At 72.0% G+C, this 16807-nt stretch carries 13 protein-coding genes; 8 read left to right on the plus strand and 5 right to left on the minus strand.

Features of this window, described 5'->3' with window-relative positions; translation table 11 throughout:
• The first annotated feature begins 184 nt into the window (after window positions 1-184).
• The 6 genes from scy to ABD346_RS20640 all read left to right on the plus strand — a co-directional run bounded on the left by scy (window position 185) and on the right by ABD346_RS20640 (window position 9469).
• Window positions 185-4375: a polarized growth protein Scy gene (scy, locus tag ABD346_RS20615; protein ID WP_344376697.1), complete on the plus strand. Its 4191-nt coding sequence runs from the start codon at window positions 185-187 to the stop codon at window positions 4373-4375.
• Window positions 4376-4489: 114 nt separating this feature from the next.
• Entirely contained in the window at window positions 4490-5428 is a 939-nt protein-coding gene (locus ABD346_RS20620; protein ID WP_114038199.1) for a coiled-coil domain-containing protein, read from the plus strand.
• Window positions 5429-5524: 96 nt separating this feature from the next.
• Complete coding sequence (locus ABD346_RS20625; protein WP_344376698.1) at window positions 5525-6520, plus strand: ABC transporter ATP-binding protein; 996 nt, start codon at window positions 5525-5527, stop codon at window positions 6518-6520.
• Between the two features lie 3 nt (window positions 6521-6523).
• Window positions 6524-7303 (plus strand): ABC transporter permease, encoded by a 780-nt coding sequence (locus tag ABD346_RS20630; protein WP_344376699.1) that lies wholly within the window; start codon window positions 6524-6526, stop codon window positions 7301-7303.
• Window positions 7304-7433: 130 nt separating this feature from the next.
• Window positions 7434-8621 (plus strand): ABC transporter ATP-binding protein, encoded by a 1188-nt coding sequence (locus tag ABD346_RS20635; RefSeq protein WP_344376700.1) that lies wholly within the window; start codon window positions 7434-7436, stop codon window positions 8619-8621.
• On the plus strand, window positions 8618-9469 hold the full coding sequence (locus ABD346_RS20640) for an ABC transporter permease (protein WP_344376701.1): 852 nt from the start codon (window positions 8618-8620) through the stop codon (window positions 9467-9469). Before ABD346_RS20635 ends, ABD346_RS20640 begins: the two co-directional genes overlap by 4 nt.
• Window positions 9470-9506: 37 nt before the next feature.
• Here the strand turns inward: ABD346_RS20640 and ABD346_RS20645 are convergent, their stop codons facing one another.
• Window positions 9507-9839, minus strand: coding sequence for an ATP/GTP-binding protein (locus tag ABD346_RS20645; protein ID WP_344376702.1), 333 nt, complete (start codon window positions 9837-9839; stop codon window positions 9507-9509).
• Between the two features lie 216 nt (window positions 9840-10055).
• Here ABD346_RS20645 and ABD346_RS20650 point away from each other — a divergent pair, with 216 nt between their 5' ends.
• Window positions 10056-11093, plus strand: a complete 1038-nt coding sequence (locus tag ABD346_RS20650) for an LLM class flavin-dependent oxidoreductase (RefSeq protein WP_344376704.1) — start codon at window positions 10056-10058, stop codon at window positions 11091-11093.
• An 81-nt stretch (window positions 11094-11174) separates the two neighbouring features.
• Here the strand turns inward: ABD346_RS20650 and ABD346_RS20655 are convergent, their stop codons facing one another.
• Entirely contained in the window at window positions 11175-11567 is a 393-nt protein-coding gene (locus ABD346_RS20655) for an SCO5389 family protein (RefSeq protein WP_344376705.1), read from the minus strand.
• A gap of 228 nt (window positions 11568-11795) precedes the next feature.
• Between ABD346_RS20655 and nucS the strand changes: the two genes are divergently transcribed.
• Window positions 11796-12467, plus strand: a complete 672-nt coding sequence (nucS, locus tag ABD346_RS20660; protein WP_344376706.1) for an endonuclease NucS — start codon at window positions 11796-11798, stop codon at window positions 12465-12467.
• Between the two features lie 94 nt (window positions 12468-12561).
• On the opposite strand, the gene ABD346_RS20665 is transcribed toward nucS, so the two are convergent.
• From ABD346_RS20665 to ABD346_RS20675, 3 genes are all read right to left on the minus strand, one after another.
• Window positions 12562-15120 carry an ATP-binding protein gene (locus ABD346_RS20665; protein ID WP_344376707.1) on the minus strand — a complete coding sequence of 853 codons (2559 nt, stop codon included), beginning with the start codon at window positions 15118-15120 and terminating at the stop codon, window positions 12562-12564.
• 250 nt (window positions 15121-15370) lie between these two features.
• Window positions 15371-15694, minus strand: a complete 324-nt coding sequence (locus ABD346_RS20670; RefSeq protein WP_114038189.1) for an STAS domain-containing protein — start codon at window positions 15692-15694, stop codon at window positions 15371-15373.
• Window positions 15695-15828: 134 nt separating this feature from the next.
• The gene (locus tag ABD346_RS20675) at window positions 15829-16677 is read right to left on the minus strand and encodes a 3-hydroxyacyl-CoA dehydrogenase family protein (protein ID WP_344376708.1); all 849 of its coding nucleotides are present in this window, start codon (window positions 16675-16677) and stop codon (window positions 15829-15831) included.
• Window positions 16678-16807 lie beyond the last annotated feature (130 nt).

The raw sequence follows: 16807 nt of genomic DNA on the forward strand, positions 1-16807 counted from the left end.
CCGGACCTCCGGATACTCGGCCCGGTACAGTGGGCGGTTCCGGGCCGGGGTCGGGTCGGGGCCTGGGACCCACGCCCCTGTTTTGATCTGACACCATTCACCGGGGGCCCGTCCGCTGTTACTCGCGGTCGGACGGCGCTCGTACGGGCAGTGTTCGCGACCAGGGGACGGATGGGACCGCGCAGTGCGGGGCTACGAACGCCAGGAGAGCCAGAGCCACCGGCCTGACGACCACCTCTCGCGGTTCGAGGCCGAGATGGAGCGGCTGAAGACCGAGCGGGAGAAGGCCGTTCAGCACGCCGAGGATCTCGGCTACCAGGTCGAAGTGCTGCGCGCCAAGCTCCACGAGGCGCGCCGCAATCTCGCGACCCGTCCCGCCTACGACACGGCGAACGTCGGCTACCAGGCCGAACAGCTGCTCCGCAACGCCCAGATGCAGGCCGAGCAACTGCGCACCGACGCCGAGCGCGAGCTGCGCGACGCCCGTGCCCAGACCCAGCGGATCCTCCAGGAGCACGCCGAGCACCAGGCGCGCCTCCAGGCCGAGCTGCACGCCGAGGCCGTCAACCGCCGCCAGCGCCTGGACCAGGAGCTGGCCGAGCGCCGGGCCACCGTCGAGTCGCACGTCAACGAGAACGTGGCGTGGGCCGAACAGCTGCGCGCCCGCACCGAGTCGCAGGCCCGCCGGCTCATGGAAGAGTCCCGCGCCGAGGCCGAGCAGTCGCTCGCCGCGGCCCGCGCCGAGGCGACGCGCATCGCCGAGGAGGCCCGCCAACGGCTCGGCGCCGAGGCCGAGTCGGCCCGCGCCGAGGCCGAGGCCACGCTGCTGCGCGCCCGCAAGGACGCCGAGCGGCTCCTGAACGCGGCCTCCACGCAGGCCCAGGAGGCCACCTCCCACGCCGAGCAGCTGCGTACGACCACCACCGCCGAGGCCGACCAGGCGCGCCAGCAGGCGGCCGAGCTGAGCCGGGCCGCGGAGCAGCGGATGCAGGAGGCCGAGGCCGCGCTGCGCGAGGCGCGCACCGAGGCCGAACGGGCCGTCACCGAGGCCAAGGAGGCCGCGGCCAAGCAGCTCGCGAGCGCCGAGTCCGCCAACGAGCAGCGCACCAGGACCGCGAAGACCGAGATCGCCCGGCTCGTCGCGGAGGCCACCAAGGAGTCCGAGACCCTCAAGGCCGAGGCCGAGCAGGCGCTGGAGGACGCGAAGGCGGAGGCCGAGCGGCTGCGCACGGAGGCCGCCGAGTCGGCGCGCACCAGCGCCGCCGAGGACACCGCGGCCCAGCTCGCCAAGGCCGCGCGTACGGCCGAGGAGGTGCTGACCAAGGCGTCCGAGGACGCCCGGGAGACAACCCGCAAGGCGTCCGAGGAGGCCGAGCGGATTCGCCACGAGGCGGAGGCCGAGGCGGAGCGGCTGCGCGGCGAGGCGGCCGAGCAGGCCGACGAGCTCAAGGGCGCGGCCAAGGACGACACCAAGGAGTACCGGGCCAAGACGGTCGAGCTCCAGGAGGAGGCCCGCCGGCTGCGCGGCGAGGCCGAGCAGCTCCGCGCCGAGGCGGTCGCCGAGGGCGAGCGCATCCGGGGCGAGGCGCGGCGCGAGGCCGTCCAGCAGATCGAGGAGGCGGCCAAGACCGCCGAGGAGCTCCTCGCCAAGGCGAAGGCCGACGCCGACGAGCTGCGGACGACCGCGGGCAACGAGTCCGAGCGCGTACGCAATGAAGCGGTCGAGCGGGCCAACACGCTGCGCAAGCAGGCCGAGGAGACCCTTGAGCGCACCCGCGCCGAGGCCGAGCGGATGCGCGCGGAGGCCGAGGAGCAGGCCGAGCAGACCACAACGGGCGCCGAGCAGGCGGCAGTCGAGCTCCGCGCGGAGACCGAGCGGGCCATAGCGGCCCGTCAGGCCGAGGCCGCCGAGGAACTGACCCGGCTGCACACCGAGGCCGAGCAGCGTCACGCCGCCGCCGAGCAGGCCCTCACCGACGCCCGCGCCGAGGGCGAGCGGATCCGGCGCGAGGCCGCCGAGGAGACCGAGCGGATCCGCACCGAGGCCGCCGAGCGCATCCGTACGCTCCAGGCGCAGGCCGAGCAGGAGGCCGAGCGGCTGCGCACCGAGGCCGCGTCCGACGCGTCGACCGCCCGTTCCGAGGCGGAGAACGCGGCGTCCCGGCTGCGCGCCGAGGCGTCCGCGGAGGCGGAGCGGCTCAAGTCCGAGGCGCAGGAGACCGCCGACCGGGTGCGCGCGGAGGCCGCGGCAGCCGCCGAGCGCGTCGGCGCCGAGGCCGCCGAGGCGCTGGCCGCCGCCCAGGAGGAGTCCGCCCGGCGCCGCCGCGAGGCCGAAGAAACGCTCAACTCGGCGCGCGCGGAAGCAGATTCGGAGCGCGCCCAGGCCCGCGAGCAGAGCGAGGACCTGCTCGCCTCCGCCCGCAAGCGGGTCGAGGAGGCGCAGGCCGAGGCGCAGCGGCTCGGCGAGGAGGCCGACCGGCGCGCCACGGAGCTGGTGTCGGCGGCCGAGCAGACCGCCAAGGACGTACGGGATTCGGTGTCCGGGCTCCGCGAGGAGGCCGAGCAGGAGATCGCCGGTCTGCGCAGCGCGGCCGAGCACGCGGCGGAGCGCACGACGACCGAGGCGCAGGAGGAGGCGGACCGGGTCCGCGCCGACGCGCACGCCGAGCGGGAGCGCGCGGGCGAGGACGCGAGCCGGGTCCGGGCCCGTGCCCAGGAGGAGACCGAGGCGGCCAAGGCGCTGGCCGAGCGGACCGTCGCGGACGCCATGGCCGAGGCGGAGAAGGCCCGTTCGGACGCCTCCGAGTACGCGCAGCGCATGCGCACCGAGGCCTCCGACGCGCTCGCCTCCTCCGAGCAGGACGCGGCCCGCACGCGGGCCGAGGCCCGCGAGGACGCCAACCGCATCCGCTCCGACGCCGCGAGCCAGGCCGACCGCCTGGTCACCGAGGCGACGGCGGAGGCCGAGCGGCTCGCCGCCGAGTCGACCGCCGAGGCCGAGCGCCTCACCACCGAGGCCCAGCAGGTGCGGGTCGAGGGCCAGGCCGAGGCCGACGCGCTGCGCGCCGAGGCCCGCGAGGAGGCCGACCGGGTCACCTCCGCGGCCCTCACCGAGGCCGAGCAGGTCACGACGGCCGCCCGCGAGCAGGCCGAGCGCGTCACCAGCAAGGCCGAGGCGGACGCCGAGCGCACCACCAACGAGGCGAACGCGTATGCCGAGTTGGTCACCACCGAGGCGCGCGCGGACGCGGGTTCCACGCTGGGCGCGGCCAGTGCCGAGGCCGAGCAGACCATAAACGAGGCCCGCGCCGAGGCCGACCGGGTCCTCGACGAGGCGCGCCGGGCCGCCGACAAGCGGCGCGCGGACGCGGCCGCCCAGGCCGACCAGCTCATCGCGGAGGCGAGCGGCGAGGCCGAGCGCCTGCGCGCCGAGGCCGCCGACACGGTGGGCTCCGCCCAGCAGGCCGCCGAGCGGATCCGGGCCGAGGCCGAGAAGAACAAGGCCCGTACCGAGGAGGCCGCGGAGAAGACGCGTACCGAGGCCCGCGAGGAGGCGGACCGGCTGCTCGACGAGGCTCGCACGGCCGCGGCCAAGCGGCGTGCGGACGCGGCCGAGCAGGCCGACCAGCTCATCAACAAGGCCCAGGAGGAGGCGCTGCGCGCCGCCACCGAGGCCGAGGAGCAGGCCGACACGATGGTCGGCGCGGCCCGCAAGGAGGCCGAGCGGATCGTCGCGGAGTCGACGGTCGAGGGCAACTCCCTGGTGGAGAAGGCCCGTACGGACGCCGACGAGCTGCTCGCCGGTGCGCGCGCGGACGCGACCGCCATAAGGGAGCGCACCGAAGAGGTGCGTTCGCGCACCGAGGCGGAGATCGAGGAGTTGCACGAGCGGGCCCGCCGCGAGAGCGCCGAGCAGATGAAGTCGGCGGGCGAGCGCGTCGACAAGCTGGTGAAGGCCGCCACCGAGCAGGCCGCCGAGGCGGAGGCCAAGGCCAAGGAGCTGGTCTCCGACGCCAACTCCGAGGCGGGCAAGGTGCGTATCGCCGCCGTGAAGAAGGCGGAGGCGCTGCTCAAGGAGGCCGAGACCAAGAAGGCGGAGCTGATCCGCGAGGCCACCGCGCTGCGGGACGAGGCGGCCGCCGAGGCGCGCCGCACGGTTGAGGAGGGCAAGCGCGAACTCGACGTCCTGGTACGGCGGCGCGCGGACATCAATGCCGAGATCTCCCGCGTCCAGGATGTACTTGAGGCTCTGGAGTCGTTCGAGGCGCCGGGCGGGGGCGGCAAGTCCGCCTCGGGCGGCGGTTCCTCCGCAGGTGTGAAGGCGGGTGCCGCTGCTGGAGCAACACGTTCGAGTGGCAAGTCCTCCGAGGGGTAGCCACTCAAAAGGCTGGACATTCTCCAGATCAAACGGGCATCCGCTCGATGACACGCCGCTTGGGCCCCTAGGATTCCCCCTATCACCTCACCGGTCTCATTCGACAGGAACCCCATGAGCGACACTTCCTCCCCCTTCGGCTTCGAGCTCGTGCGGCGTGGTTACGACCGCGGTCAGGTGGATGACCGCATTACCAAGCTCGTCGCCGACCGTGACAGTGCTCTGGCACGGATCACTTCTCTGGAAAAGCGCATCGAGGAGCTCCACCTCGAAACGCAGAACGCCCAGGCCCAGGTGAACGACGCGGAGCCGTCGTACGCGGGTCTGGGTGCGCGTGTCGAAAAGATCCTGCGGCTCGCCGAGGAAGAGGCGAAGGACCTGCGCGAGGAGGCCCGCCGGGCCGCCGAACAGCACCGTGAGCTCGCCGAGTCGGCCGCCCAGCAGGTGCGCAACGACGCCGAGTCGTTCGCCTCCGAGCGCAAGGCGAAGGCCGAGGACGAGGGCGTACGGATCGTCGAGAAGGCGAAGGGTGACGCCTCTCAGCTCCGTTCCGAGGCGCAGAAGGACGCGCAGTCCAAGCGCGAGGAGGCGGACGCGCTCTTCGAGGAGACCCGCGCCAAGGCCGCCCAGGCCGCCGCGGACTTCGAGACGAACCTCGCCAAGCGCCGCGAGCAGTCCGAGCGCGACCTGGCGTCGCGTCAGGCCAAGGCCGAGAAGCGCCTCGCGGAGATCGAGCACCGCGCGGAGCAGCTCCGCCTGGAGGCCGAGAAGCTGCGTACGGACGCGGAGCGTCGGGCGCGCCAGACGGTGGAGACCGCCCAGCGCCAGGCCGAGGACATCGTGGCCGACGCCAACGCCAAGGCGGACCGGATCCGTTCGGAATCCGAGCGCGAGCTGGCGGCGCTCACCAACCGCCGCGACTCGATCAACGCGCAGCTGACCAACGTCCGCGAGATGCTGGCGACGCTGACCGGTGCGGCCGTGGCCGCCGCCGGCTCCCCGGTCGACGACGAGCCCGTCTCGCGCGGCGTCCCGGCGCAGCAGTCCCGCTAGTCCCCGCAGCCCTTCCCCCGTGGGCTGCGGTCGAGGGTCGTGAAGCCCCCTGCCACTCCGGTGGCAGGGGGCTTTGCGCACCTTTAGCGTGGTCGCATGATCGAGCTAGAGGGCCTCACCAAGCGCTATGGCAGCAAGGTCGCCGTCGATCACCTGTCCTTCCAGGTCAGACCCGGTGTGGTGACCGGATTCCTGGGGCCCAACGGGGCCGGCAAGTCGACGACCATGCGCATGCTGCTCGATCTGGACAATCCGACCAGTGGGACCGTACGCATCGACGGCAGACACTACCGGGAGCTGGCCGAGCCGCTGAAGTACATCGGGGCGCTGCTGGATGCCAAGGCGATGCACGGCGGCCGCACGGCGTACAACAACCTGCTGTGCCTTGCCGAGTCCAACCGGATTCCGGCCGCGCGGGTCTCGGAGGTGCTCGACACGGTCGGGCTCTCCGCGGTGGCGAAGAAGAAGGCGAAGGGCTTCTCACTGGGTATGGGTCAGCGCCTGGGAATCGCCTCCGCGCTGCTCGGTGATCCCGAGATCCTGATGTTCGACGAACCCGTCAATGGTCTGGACCCCGAGGGAATTCACTGGATCCGCAATCTCATGAAGCAGCTCGCGGGCGAAGGGAGAACGATCTTCGTTTCGTCTCACCTGATGAGCGAAATGGCGCTCACCGCAGATCACTTGATCGTTATCGGGCAGGGCCGACTGCTCGCCGATACATCGATGGCCGATTTCATCCGGCAGAACTCGCGGAGTTTCGTCAGACTGCGTTCACCGCAGTGGGAACGCCTCCTCGACGTGCTGAACCAGAACAGCGTCCCCTTCCTCCAGACCGGCGACGGAGCCATCGAAATCGACAACGGCAGGATCCAGGCGCTCGGCGAACTAGCCGCCCGGCACCAGCTCGTCCTGCATGAACTGTCGAGCCAGCAGGCCTCCCTCGAAGAGGCGTTCATGCAGATGACGGCGGGTTCGGTGGAGTACCACGCACATGGCGCCACCACGCCCGGCGGGCCCCCGCCACCCGACCGGGGCGCCGGGCGGCGGGCGCCGAACTGGGTCGCGCGCGATCAGGGCCGGGGGGTCTGAGGCATGGCATCGGTACCCGCGGTCCTCAAGTCCGAGTGGACCAAGATCCGTACGGTCTCGTCGACGACCTGGACGCTGGCCTGCGCGCTGATCGTCACGGTCGCCATCAGCGCCGCGCTGTGCGCGCTGATGAAGTCGCAGTTCGACGACCTCAAGCCGGCCGAGAAGCTGACCTTCGACCCGACGTTCATCAGCTTCTCCGGGATGATCCTCGGTCAGCTGGCGATGGTCGTCTTCGGCGTCCTGGTGGTCGGCACCGAGTACAGCTCGGGCATGATCCGCTCCTCGCTGGCGGCCGTGCCCCGCCGGGGCACCTTCCTGTTCGCCAAGCTGACCGTGGCGACGATGCTGGCACTGGTCGTGGGCATGGCGACCAGCTTCCTGTCGTTCTTCCTCGGCCAGGCGCTGCTCGGGCCGCACCGGACGACGATCGACGAGCCCAATGTGCTGCGGGCGGTCGTCGGCGCCGGGCTCTACATGGCGCTGATCGCGCTGTTCTCGATGGGCGTCGCCACGATGCTGCGCAGCTCGATGCTGTCGCTCGGCATCCTGATGCCGTTCTTCTTCCTGATCTCGCAGATCCTCTCGGCCGTGCCGGGCGCCAAGAACGTGGCCCGCTACTTCCCCGACCAGGCCGGCTCGAAGATCATGCAGGTGGTCCCGGACGCGATGAACAGCGATCCGGCGCCGTACGGGCCCTGGGGCGGCCTGGGCATCATGGTGCTGTGGGTGATCGCGGCACTGGCCGGCGGCTATCTCGTCCTGCGCGAACGGGACGCGTGACCGGCCTGCGCAGACGCGACGACTTAGCCGGAACCGTCAAGGCCTGGATAAGCTCCTCACTCATACGGGGGCATGCCGGCCGCAGGCCGGACACCGCCCCGACGACCCAAACCGTCGATGGGGCTGGAGAATGATCGAGGCAGTCGGCCTGACGAAGCGCTACGGCGCCAAGACGGCCGTGCACAACCTTTCCTTTCAGGTGCGACCCGGCGCGGTCACCGGATTCCTGGGGCCCAACGGCTCCGGCAAGTCCACGACCATGCGCATGATCCTCGGCCTGGACCAGCCGACCGCCGGCCATGTGACCATCGGCGGCCACCCCTTCCGCAACCTCCCGAACGCCCCGCGCCAGGTCGGCGCACTGCTCGACGCGAAGGCGGTGCACGGGGGCCGCAGCGCCCGCAACCACCTGCTCTCGCTCGCCCAGCTCTCCGGCATCCCAGCCCGCCGGGTCGACGAGGTGCTCGGCGTGGTCGGCCTCCAGGAGGTCGCGAAGCGCCGATCCAAGGGGTTCTCGCTCGGCATGGGCCAGCGGCTCGGCATCGCGGCGGCCCTGCTCGGCGACCCGCAGGTGCTGCTCTTCGACGAGCCGGTCAACGGCCTCGACCCCGAGGGCATCCTCTGGGTGCGCAACCTGATGAAGCAGCTCGCCGCCGAGGGCCGCACCGTGTTCGTGTCCTCGCACCTGATGAGCGAGATGGCGCTGACCGCGGACCACCTCATCGTGATCGGCCGCGGCCAGCTGCTCGCGGACATGCGGATCACCGACTTCATCTCGCACAACTCCGCCGACTTCGCCCGGGTGCGCACCCCCGGCACGGACCCCGCCCAGCGCGAGAAGCTGACCTCCGCGCTGACCGAGGCGGGCGGCCAGGTGCTGCCCGAGCCGGACGGCGCGCTGCGCGTGACCGGCCTCGCCCTGCCCCGCATCAGCGACGTCGCCCATGAGGCGGACGTCCGCCTGTGGGAGCTGTCCCCGCACCAGGCCTCGCTGGAGGAGGCGTACATGCGGATGACGCAGAGCGTGGTCGACTACCGCTCCACGGCCGATCAGAAGGCGGGCCTGCAGCCGGCCATGCCACCCGGGTACGCCCCGCCGCCGGTCATCCCCGAGGTGCCGCAGCAGGGCTGGTACGCCCCGCCGCCGCCCGGCCAGAACCCGTACGCGGCCGCGCCCCAGCAGGCCCCGGCGCAGCAGCAGCCGGCCCAGCAGGCACCCGTCCAGCAGGCACCCCCGCCCCAGCCGCCCGCCGCTCCCCCGGTTCCGCAGGCCCCGGCCGCGCCTGCCGCCCCGACCAAGCCCGAGGACGCCCGATGACCACCCCCTACCAGCAGCAGCCGCACCCCCAGCAGGCGCCGGGCGGGCCGCTCGGCACCTACACCTCGCCGATCGCCGTGCGGCGGGCCACCTTCGGTGACGCGCTCGCCTCCGAATGGACCAAGATCCGGTCGGTGCGTTCCACCATGTGGACACTGGGCGTGCTGATCGTGCTCCTCCTCGGCCTCGGGCTGCTCACCGGCATCGTCGTGCGGTCCAGCGACGCGCACATGGGCGACAACTCGGTCCTGCTGCTCGGCTTCTACGGAGTGCTGCTCGGCACGATCTGCGTGATCACCCTCGGCGTGCTGACCATCGCGTCCGAGTACGGCACCGGCATGATCCGTACGACCCTGACGGCCTGCCCGAGCCGGGGCCGGATCCTGGCCGCCAAGTCGGTCGTCTTCTTCCTGCTCGCGTTCGTGATCGTGACGGCCATGACGACGCTGGTCGGGGCAATCCAGAGCGCCCTGCTGCCGGACGCGGCGACGCCGAGCGGCGGCGAGTGGCTGCGCGCCACCGTCGGCGTCGGCCTCTACGTCGCGATGCTCGGGCTGCTGTCTCTCGCGGTGGGCGCGCTCATCCGGCACTCCGCGGGCTCGATCACGATCATGATCGGGCTGGTGCTGCTCCCGCTGGTGCTCGCCCTGTTCATGTTCACCCCGTCCCTGGAGGGCGTGCGGAACTTCCTCCTGGAGTACTCGATCCCGAGCCAGCTGAGCGCCTTCTACGGGGAATCGATCTCGAACTCCGGGCCGACCGGCTGGGACCCGCTGTGGATCATCACGGGGGTCACCGCGGTCGCCCTGGGCGGCGCGTTCCTGTCGCTCAACTCCCGCGACGTATAAGGACGTATCGGGGCGTTCTTCCCTCCACCGAGGGCGTTCAGTACCGAGGCGCGTTCCTGGACCGCTGCACCCGCGTGGTGCGGCGGTCCTTCGCGTTCCAGCAGGCCTTGTGCCAGTGCCGGCGCTCGTCGACGCCCGCGTAATCGGGCCAGGCGACCAAGTGCGGCGCGCCGGAGGGGATCTCCTGGTCGCAGCCGGGGCAGCGGTACCGCTTGCCGGCGGCACTGGCCCCCGCCACATGCCGGACCGACCACTCCTCGCCCTGCCAGAACTCGGTGCCCTGCAGCCCGAAACGGTCGCCGCCCTCCGTCCGGTTCTCGGACTCGGTCGGCTTCTCGCCGCCCTTGGGGCGGTTGCGGCGCGGGGACACGTAGACACCTCACGGGGCGGGTCGGACGGTTCTCTCCAGCCTAGGCCCACGCACGACGGGTACCCGCCCGGGTAGGGCGTGCCAGAGTCACCCGTTAGAGGGACTCTTAGCCGACAATCGCAAGAAGTTGGCGCCAGACCGTGCCTTTGGCACTTGTCAGACGTTCTTGCCAGTAAGAGGGGGAGAGCTGCGTCGGCCGCAAGGAGGCAGAAGGCCATGCGTGTGGGAACTTTTGTACTGGCAGCCCAGTTCCCGGGCCAGGGGCAGGGAGAAACGCTCCATCGTGCGGTCCGGTCCGCCGAGGTGGCCGAGGAATCCGGCCTTGACTCGGTGTGGCTGGCCGAACATCACTTCGTACCGTACGGCGTGTGCCCGTCGGCTGTGACGCTGGCGGCGTTATTGCTCGGGCGTACGAAACGGATCAGGGTCGGCACCGCGGTCACCGTGCTGCCGACCGCACACCCGGTGGCGCTCGGCGAACAGGCCGCCCTGCTGCACCTCACCTCCGGCGGGCGGTTCACGCTCGGCGTCGGGCGCGGCGGGCCCTGGGTCGACCTGGAGGTGTTCGGCTCGGGCCTCAGGGCGTACGAGGAGGGCTTCCCGGAGTCGCTCGATCTGCTCCTGCGCTGGCTGCGCGAGCCCCGCGTGGCCGGTCTGGGGGAACGATTCACCTTCCGGGAGGTCCCGGTCGTGCCGCGCCCCGACGAGATCCTGGACGGCGGTCCGGACGACGCCTGCCCCGAGGTGATCGTGGCCTGTACGTCACCGAAGAGCGTGAAGCTGGCCGCGGACCGCGGGCTGCCGATGCTGCTCGGGATGCACTGCGGCGACGAGGAGAAGGCCGAGATGGTCGCGCTGTGGCGCCGGGAGGCGCGGGCGGCGGGCCACACGGCGGAGAAGGTGGCGACGGCGGGCCATGTGTCGGCCGGCGTCGCCCAGATCGCCGACCGCCGCGCCGAGGCCGCGGAGACGCTCCTCAAGTCGATGCCGGGCTGGCTGAAGCAGGGGCTTGACGCCCATGTGACGGTCGACGGCCGCCATCGCGCGATGCGCGACCCGGTGGCGTACACCGAACTCCTCTGCGGTCTGCACCCGGTCGGCACACCGCGCCTGGCCGCGGACCGCCTGGCCGCCACCTCCGAGCGCACGGGCATCACCCGCTTCGCCCTCCTGGTGGAGGGCTCGGGCGACCTGGCGGCGACGGAGGAGAACGTACGGCGCCTCGGCGCGGAGGTGCTGCCGATGCTGAGCTAGCGCATGCCGGGCACCGTGGCCCAAGTAGCCACCGCCCCGCGTCAGTTGCACCTCCCGCGACGCGGAGCGGCAGCGAAGACGTCAGCAGTCCCGAAGCTGCGGGGACTGGTTGAGCAGCTGACCCCTGATCGAGGTGAAGCGGGCGAGCCGCTCATCGGACGAGGGGTCCAGAGGGAACACCGCGACACGGTGGCAGTTCTGGAACGCCAGACGGACACCGAAGTGCCGCTGGAGCGCACCGCGAATGGCGTCACTCGCAAGGGCACGCAGCAGCTGGCCGCGCGCCTGCTCGTCCGGCGGTGGCGTCTGGTTGTCGGCGAACTCTCCGCCGTCGACCTTCAGCTGGGCCACCAGAGAGCTGATCATCTCCCACGCGTAGGGCAGGGAGGTCCGGACGCAGTCGACGAAGGCGGCTTCGTCGACCTCGCCTCGCTCGGCCTGTTCGAGTAGGGCCGGTGAGACGTCGAGCGACATGGTTTCTCCTCTCGCGACCCCGGGGAGCGGGGCCTTACGGGCAGGGAAAGGGAGCATGACGGCCGTCTCTCCCGACAACGCAGCGTGCGCGGCCGACAACCTCCCGCTTCCACGGTAGGCGCGATGTCCGGCCCGCGGCAGGTACTTGGCACATAACCGGCCAATAACGAACAGTGCACTCCTGGGCGAATCGCGTTCGGCGGGGGGAGTCGAGTAGCGTTGCCCACCATGCGTCTCGTCATCGCCCGCTGCTCCGTCGACTATGCGGGCCGCCTCACCGCCCACCTGCCCTCCGCCCCCCGTCTCATCCTCGTGAAGGCGGACGGCAGCGTCTCCATCCACGCTGACGACCGGGCCTACAAGCCCCTCAACTGGATGTCTCCGCCGTGCACCCTCAAGGAGGGCTCGGGGGACGACGAGGGCGTCTGGACCGTCATCAACAAGGCGGGCGAGAAGCTCATCATCACGATGGAGGAGGTCATCCACGACTCCTCCCACGAACTCGGCGTCGACCCTGGCCTGATCAAGGACGGCGTGGAAGCGCACCTCCAGGAGCTGCTCGCCGATCGGATCGAGACCCTCGGTGAGGGATACACCCTGATCCGCCGCGAATACCCCACGGCCATCGGGCCGGTGGACATCCTGTGTCGGGACGGTGACGGCAGGACCGTCGCGATCGAGATCAAGCGGCGCGGCGAGATCGACGGCGTGGAGCAGCTGACCCGCTATCTGGAGCTGCTCAACCGCGACCCGCACCTCGCTCCGGTCCAGGGCGTCTTCGCGGCCCAGGAGATCAAGCCCCAGGCACGTGTGCTCGCCACCGACCGCGGCATCGGCTGCGTCGTGCTGGACTACGACGCCCTGCGCGGCATCGAGGACGACAAGCTCCGGCTGTTCTGAGCGTACGTACGAGAAGGGGCCCGCAGAGTGCTGCGGGCCCCTTCTCGTGCTGTACGGGGTCTTGCGCGGGCCCGGTGGCGACCGGGGGTGTTCTCTAGGTCGCCGGGGCGCTCTTGGTGGGGCCGGTCGATGCCGTCGGCGGCCCGGAGGCGGCCGGCGCGCTCGACGTCGGGGAGGTGGAGGCCGGGCTCGAAGGCGGCGGCTTGGTGGAGGGTGGCGGCGGGCCGCTCCCCCCGCTGCTCGAAGGCGGCGCCGAGCTCGATGAGGAAGGCGTGGGCGTCGGCGGGGTGGACTTGCTCGGCGACGGGCTGGGCGACGTCGGGTGCGACGGCCTCCCCGAGGTGGAGGGCTTGCCCGGCGTGGACGGCTTGGACGGTGTCGACGGTCCGGTCGACGGCTTGCCCGGGGTGCTCGGGCTGCCGCTGGTGCCCGGGACCGGCTGCCCGGAGGCGCCCGGCTTGCTGCTGGCGCCGGGCTTGCTCGGGCTCGCGGGACCGCCGCCCTTGTTGTCGCCCGGCTTGGCGCTGCTGCCCGGGTCGTTGGGGTCGGCGTTCAGGCCGCCGCTGCCGTCGTCCTCGTTGGCCGACTGCTGCTGCTTGACAGGGTCGCCCTGGCCGTCGCCGTCGTTGTTGGAGGTCGCACCCAGCGTGACGACCGTGCCGAGCACCGCCGCGAGCAGCGCGCCGGCGCCGGCCGCGATGAGGTTGCGCCGGGCACCGCCGAACAGCGTGCGCCGTGCCTTGGGCATGGCGGCACCGACCGGGGTGTCCCGCCGGGTGATCAACGTGACGCCGGGGTCCGGGAGTTGGGCGGTCACCACGGCCGAGGGAACACCCACGGACGGCGCCTTGGGCTCCGGGTGGCGGGCCGGCGGCGCCGCTTCCCCGGCGGGGGCGCGCCCGCCCGGGAGAAGCCCGCCGGAGCGGTCCTCGACCAGCGCGAGCGCCCGGCGGCCGGCGACGGTGCCGCGCTTGTCGGCGAGGGCGCCGCGCAGGCCGATGGAGGCCTCCAGCTCGGCGCGGGCCCGGTCCAGGCCGCCGTTGCAGAGCGCGAGGATGCCCAACTCGTGGTGGAAGTACGCCTCTTCGGCCACCTCGCCGGTGAGCCGGGCGGCTTCGGAGCCGACGCGCAGGCTGCGCTCCCAGGCGCCCCAGTGGAGCCCGGCGGCGAAGGCGGGCGCGGCGGTACGGGCCAGCCTGACCGCGGTGGCGGGGTGTTCGCCCTGCTCGCCCGGTACGAGCGCGCTCATCGAGGCGAGCACCGCGTCCGCCTCGACGGCGGCCCTTTCGGGGGTGACCGAGGGGTGTCCGGTCCACCAGGTGTAGTGCTGGGCGGCGGCATGGGCCCGCTCGGCGGCGTCGGTGGCGTACCCGGTGCTCTCCAGCTGGGTGAGCACTCCGGCGGCGAGCCGGTAGCGGGAGCCCACCGGGGACAGGAGTCCGCTGTCGAGGAGTTCTCCGAGGGCGGCGTCCGCGTGGGTGTCGCCGACCAGGGCGGGCAGGTGCGCCTGGTGCGGCACCTCGCCACCGAGTGCGACCGCGAATCGCAGGGTGGCCCGGGCGGCCTCGCTCAGCCGGGAGGCGAGCAGGGCCGCGGGGGCCGCGCCCTCGCCGAGCGTGGGCAGCGGAATCTCGCGGCCCTCGCCCGAGAACACCGAGACCTCGGCGGGCTCTTCCATCGGAAAGCCGTACGAATCGAGGGAGTTGGGCTCGCCGCGCAGGTGGTCGCGCTGACGCAGCAGAGCGCCGGCCTGGACGAAGCGCAGCGGCAGGCCCTCGGACTCGAACCAGAGGTCGCCCGCCCAGTTGGCCTCCTCGTCGGTCAGCGCCCGGTCGACGGCCTGCTCCAGGAGTTCGAGCGAGGCGCTGCGGCCGAGGCCGGACAGGAAGACCTCTTCGACGTGCGAGTCCGACTGCGGGGCGGGCACGTCGGGGGTGGCGGCCAGGACATAGGCGCACTCGGGCGTGGCCATGAGCAGTTCTTCGAGGGTGGCCCCGCCGAATTCGAGGTCGTCGAGCACGACGACGGCGCCGATCTCGTGCACCCGCTCCAGGAGCGCGGCCCGGTCGGGCCGGTGCAGGGGCGCGTGGAACACCGTGGTGTACAGCTCGTAGAGCAGCTCGGTGGGGGTGCGGCGGTGGCCCGAGAGGCGTACGACGCCGTCGGGGGCGAGCTCGGCGCAGTCACCGGCGACGGCGTCGAGCAGCGCGCTGCGCCCGGAGCCCGCGGGCCCGGTGAGCCGCACGGAGCGGCCGCGGCCGAGCAGGCGTACGAGCCTGGCGCGCTCCTCCTGCCGTTCGAGGAGGGCGGGCGTCGGTGTCATCAGGCCGGGCGGCAGCGGCGGCCGGGCGGCTCTCTCCCCCTCGGCCCGCTCGGCGGCGCTGCGTCGGACCGCGCGGCCGGGTATCGCGCCCGGCGGGCAGTTCTCGATCTCGCTGCCGTCGACCGGATTGACGGTGAGCAGGAAGTCGCCGGAGACGAGCTGGACGGTGCGGGCGAGTCCTGCCGCGCGGGGTCCGAACTCGGGTGTGACGGGCTCCCTGTCGCGCGGCGGGCGCTGCGGTCCGGCGCCCGGTTCCGCGTGTGCGCCCGCAACGCCGACCGTGTCGTCGGCATGGTTGAACTCTTCCGGTCCCCGGTTCATCGGGTCCATGGTGAAAGCCCCCCAGATGCGTGGTGCGTAAGGAATGCCCCTCCCGGCCCTTACGCACTTCGCTCTTCGCTGTCGCTTCTGGTCCGGTGCCCGCCGTGTGGGTTCGTCGATCGGCGGGAAGCCGAACCCTAGACCTGCGGACAGTATCTACGAACAGGCGGGGTGCCGCCCCGCCCAAGACGTCACAGTCTCGTGAGGATTGCGCGCGGAGTCCGTTTCTCTCGCCCCTGTCACGACAACTCCCCAGTTTCTACACGCGGGGCAGGGCCTCGGCGGCGATGCCGCCCTCGATCGCGAGGATGCGGTGCAGCCGGGTGGCGACCAGGAGCCGCTGCATCTGGGGCGGTACGCCACGCAGCACCAGGCGCCGGCCGCACCGCCCGGCCCGGCGGTGCGCCCCCATGATCACGCCGAGTCCGGTGGCGTCCCACGAGTCCAGTTCGGTGAGGTCGAGCACGAGGTCTCCGGCCCCGTCGTCGACCGCCGAGTGCAGGGCCGTACGGGCGTCCGCCGCGCTGCGGACGTCGAGGCGGCCCCCGACGACCAGCTCGACGTGGTCGCCCCTGATGTGCATATGCGCTCCCGAGAGTGCTCTGGCTTTCCAACCGACTCAACAACTGACTGCCCCACGGCCACAGAAGTTGCCGCCCGTGAGCGAACCGATACCTAATTCACCCCGTGGAGTGAGGGATTCGGGCTGCCGGCGGTTCAGTGCTTGTAGAAGCCCTGCCCGCTCTTGCGGCCGATGTCACCCGCGTCCACCATCCGGCGCATCAGCTCCGGCGGGGCGAACTTCTCGTCCTGGGACTCCGTGTAGATGTTGCTGGTGGCGTGCAGCAGGATGTCGACGCCCGTGAGGTCGGCGGTGGCGAGCGGGCCCATCGCGTGGCCGAAGCCCAGCTTGCAGGCGAGGTCGATGTCCTCGGCGGTGGCCACGCCCGATTCGTACAGCTTGGCCGCCTCGACGACGAGCGCCGAGATGAGGCGGGTGGTCACGAAGCCGGCCACGTCGCGGTTGACCACGATGCAGGTCTTGCCGACCGACTCGGCGAACTCCCGCGCCGTGGCGAGGGTTTCGTCGCTGGTCTTGTAGCCGCGCACCAGCTCGCACAGCTGCATCATCGGGACCGGCGAGAAGAAGTGGACGCCGACGACCCGCTCGGGGTGCTCGGTGGCCGCCGCGATCTTGGTGATCGGGATGGCCGAGGTGTTGGAGGCGAGCACGGTGTCCGCGCGCACGATCTTGTCGAGCGTGCGGAAGATCTCGTGCTTGACCTCCAGCTTCTCGAAGACGGCCTCGACGACGATGTCGGCGTCGGCGGCCGCGTCCAGGTCGGTGGTCGTGGTGATGCGGGCGAGCGCGGCCTCGGCGTCCTCGGCGGCCAGCCTGCCCTTGCTCACGAACCTGTCGTACGAGGCCTTGATGCCGTCGGTGCCCCGGGTGAGGGCTTCGTCGGTGACGTCGCGCAGGACGACGTCCCAGCCCGCCTGGGCCGAGACCTGCGCGATACCGGACCCCATGAGTCCGGCTCCGATGACGGCGAGCTTCCTGGCCACGACACTTCCCTTCAACAGGTTTCCACCCAAGCCTTCTTGGCGGAGGCTATCGGCCGGGCGGCCTTCTGGGAGTGCTAAGAGATGCGCGTCACGCCCACCCGTCTCCCGGCCACCGCCCCTTTACGAGGCT

Origin of the sequence: Streptomyces mauvecolor (assembly GCF_039532965.1) — a bacterium.
Taxonomy (GTDB): Bacteria; Actinomycetota; Actinomycetes; order Streptomycetales; family Streptomycetaceae; genus Streptomyces; species Streptomyces violascens.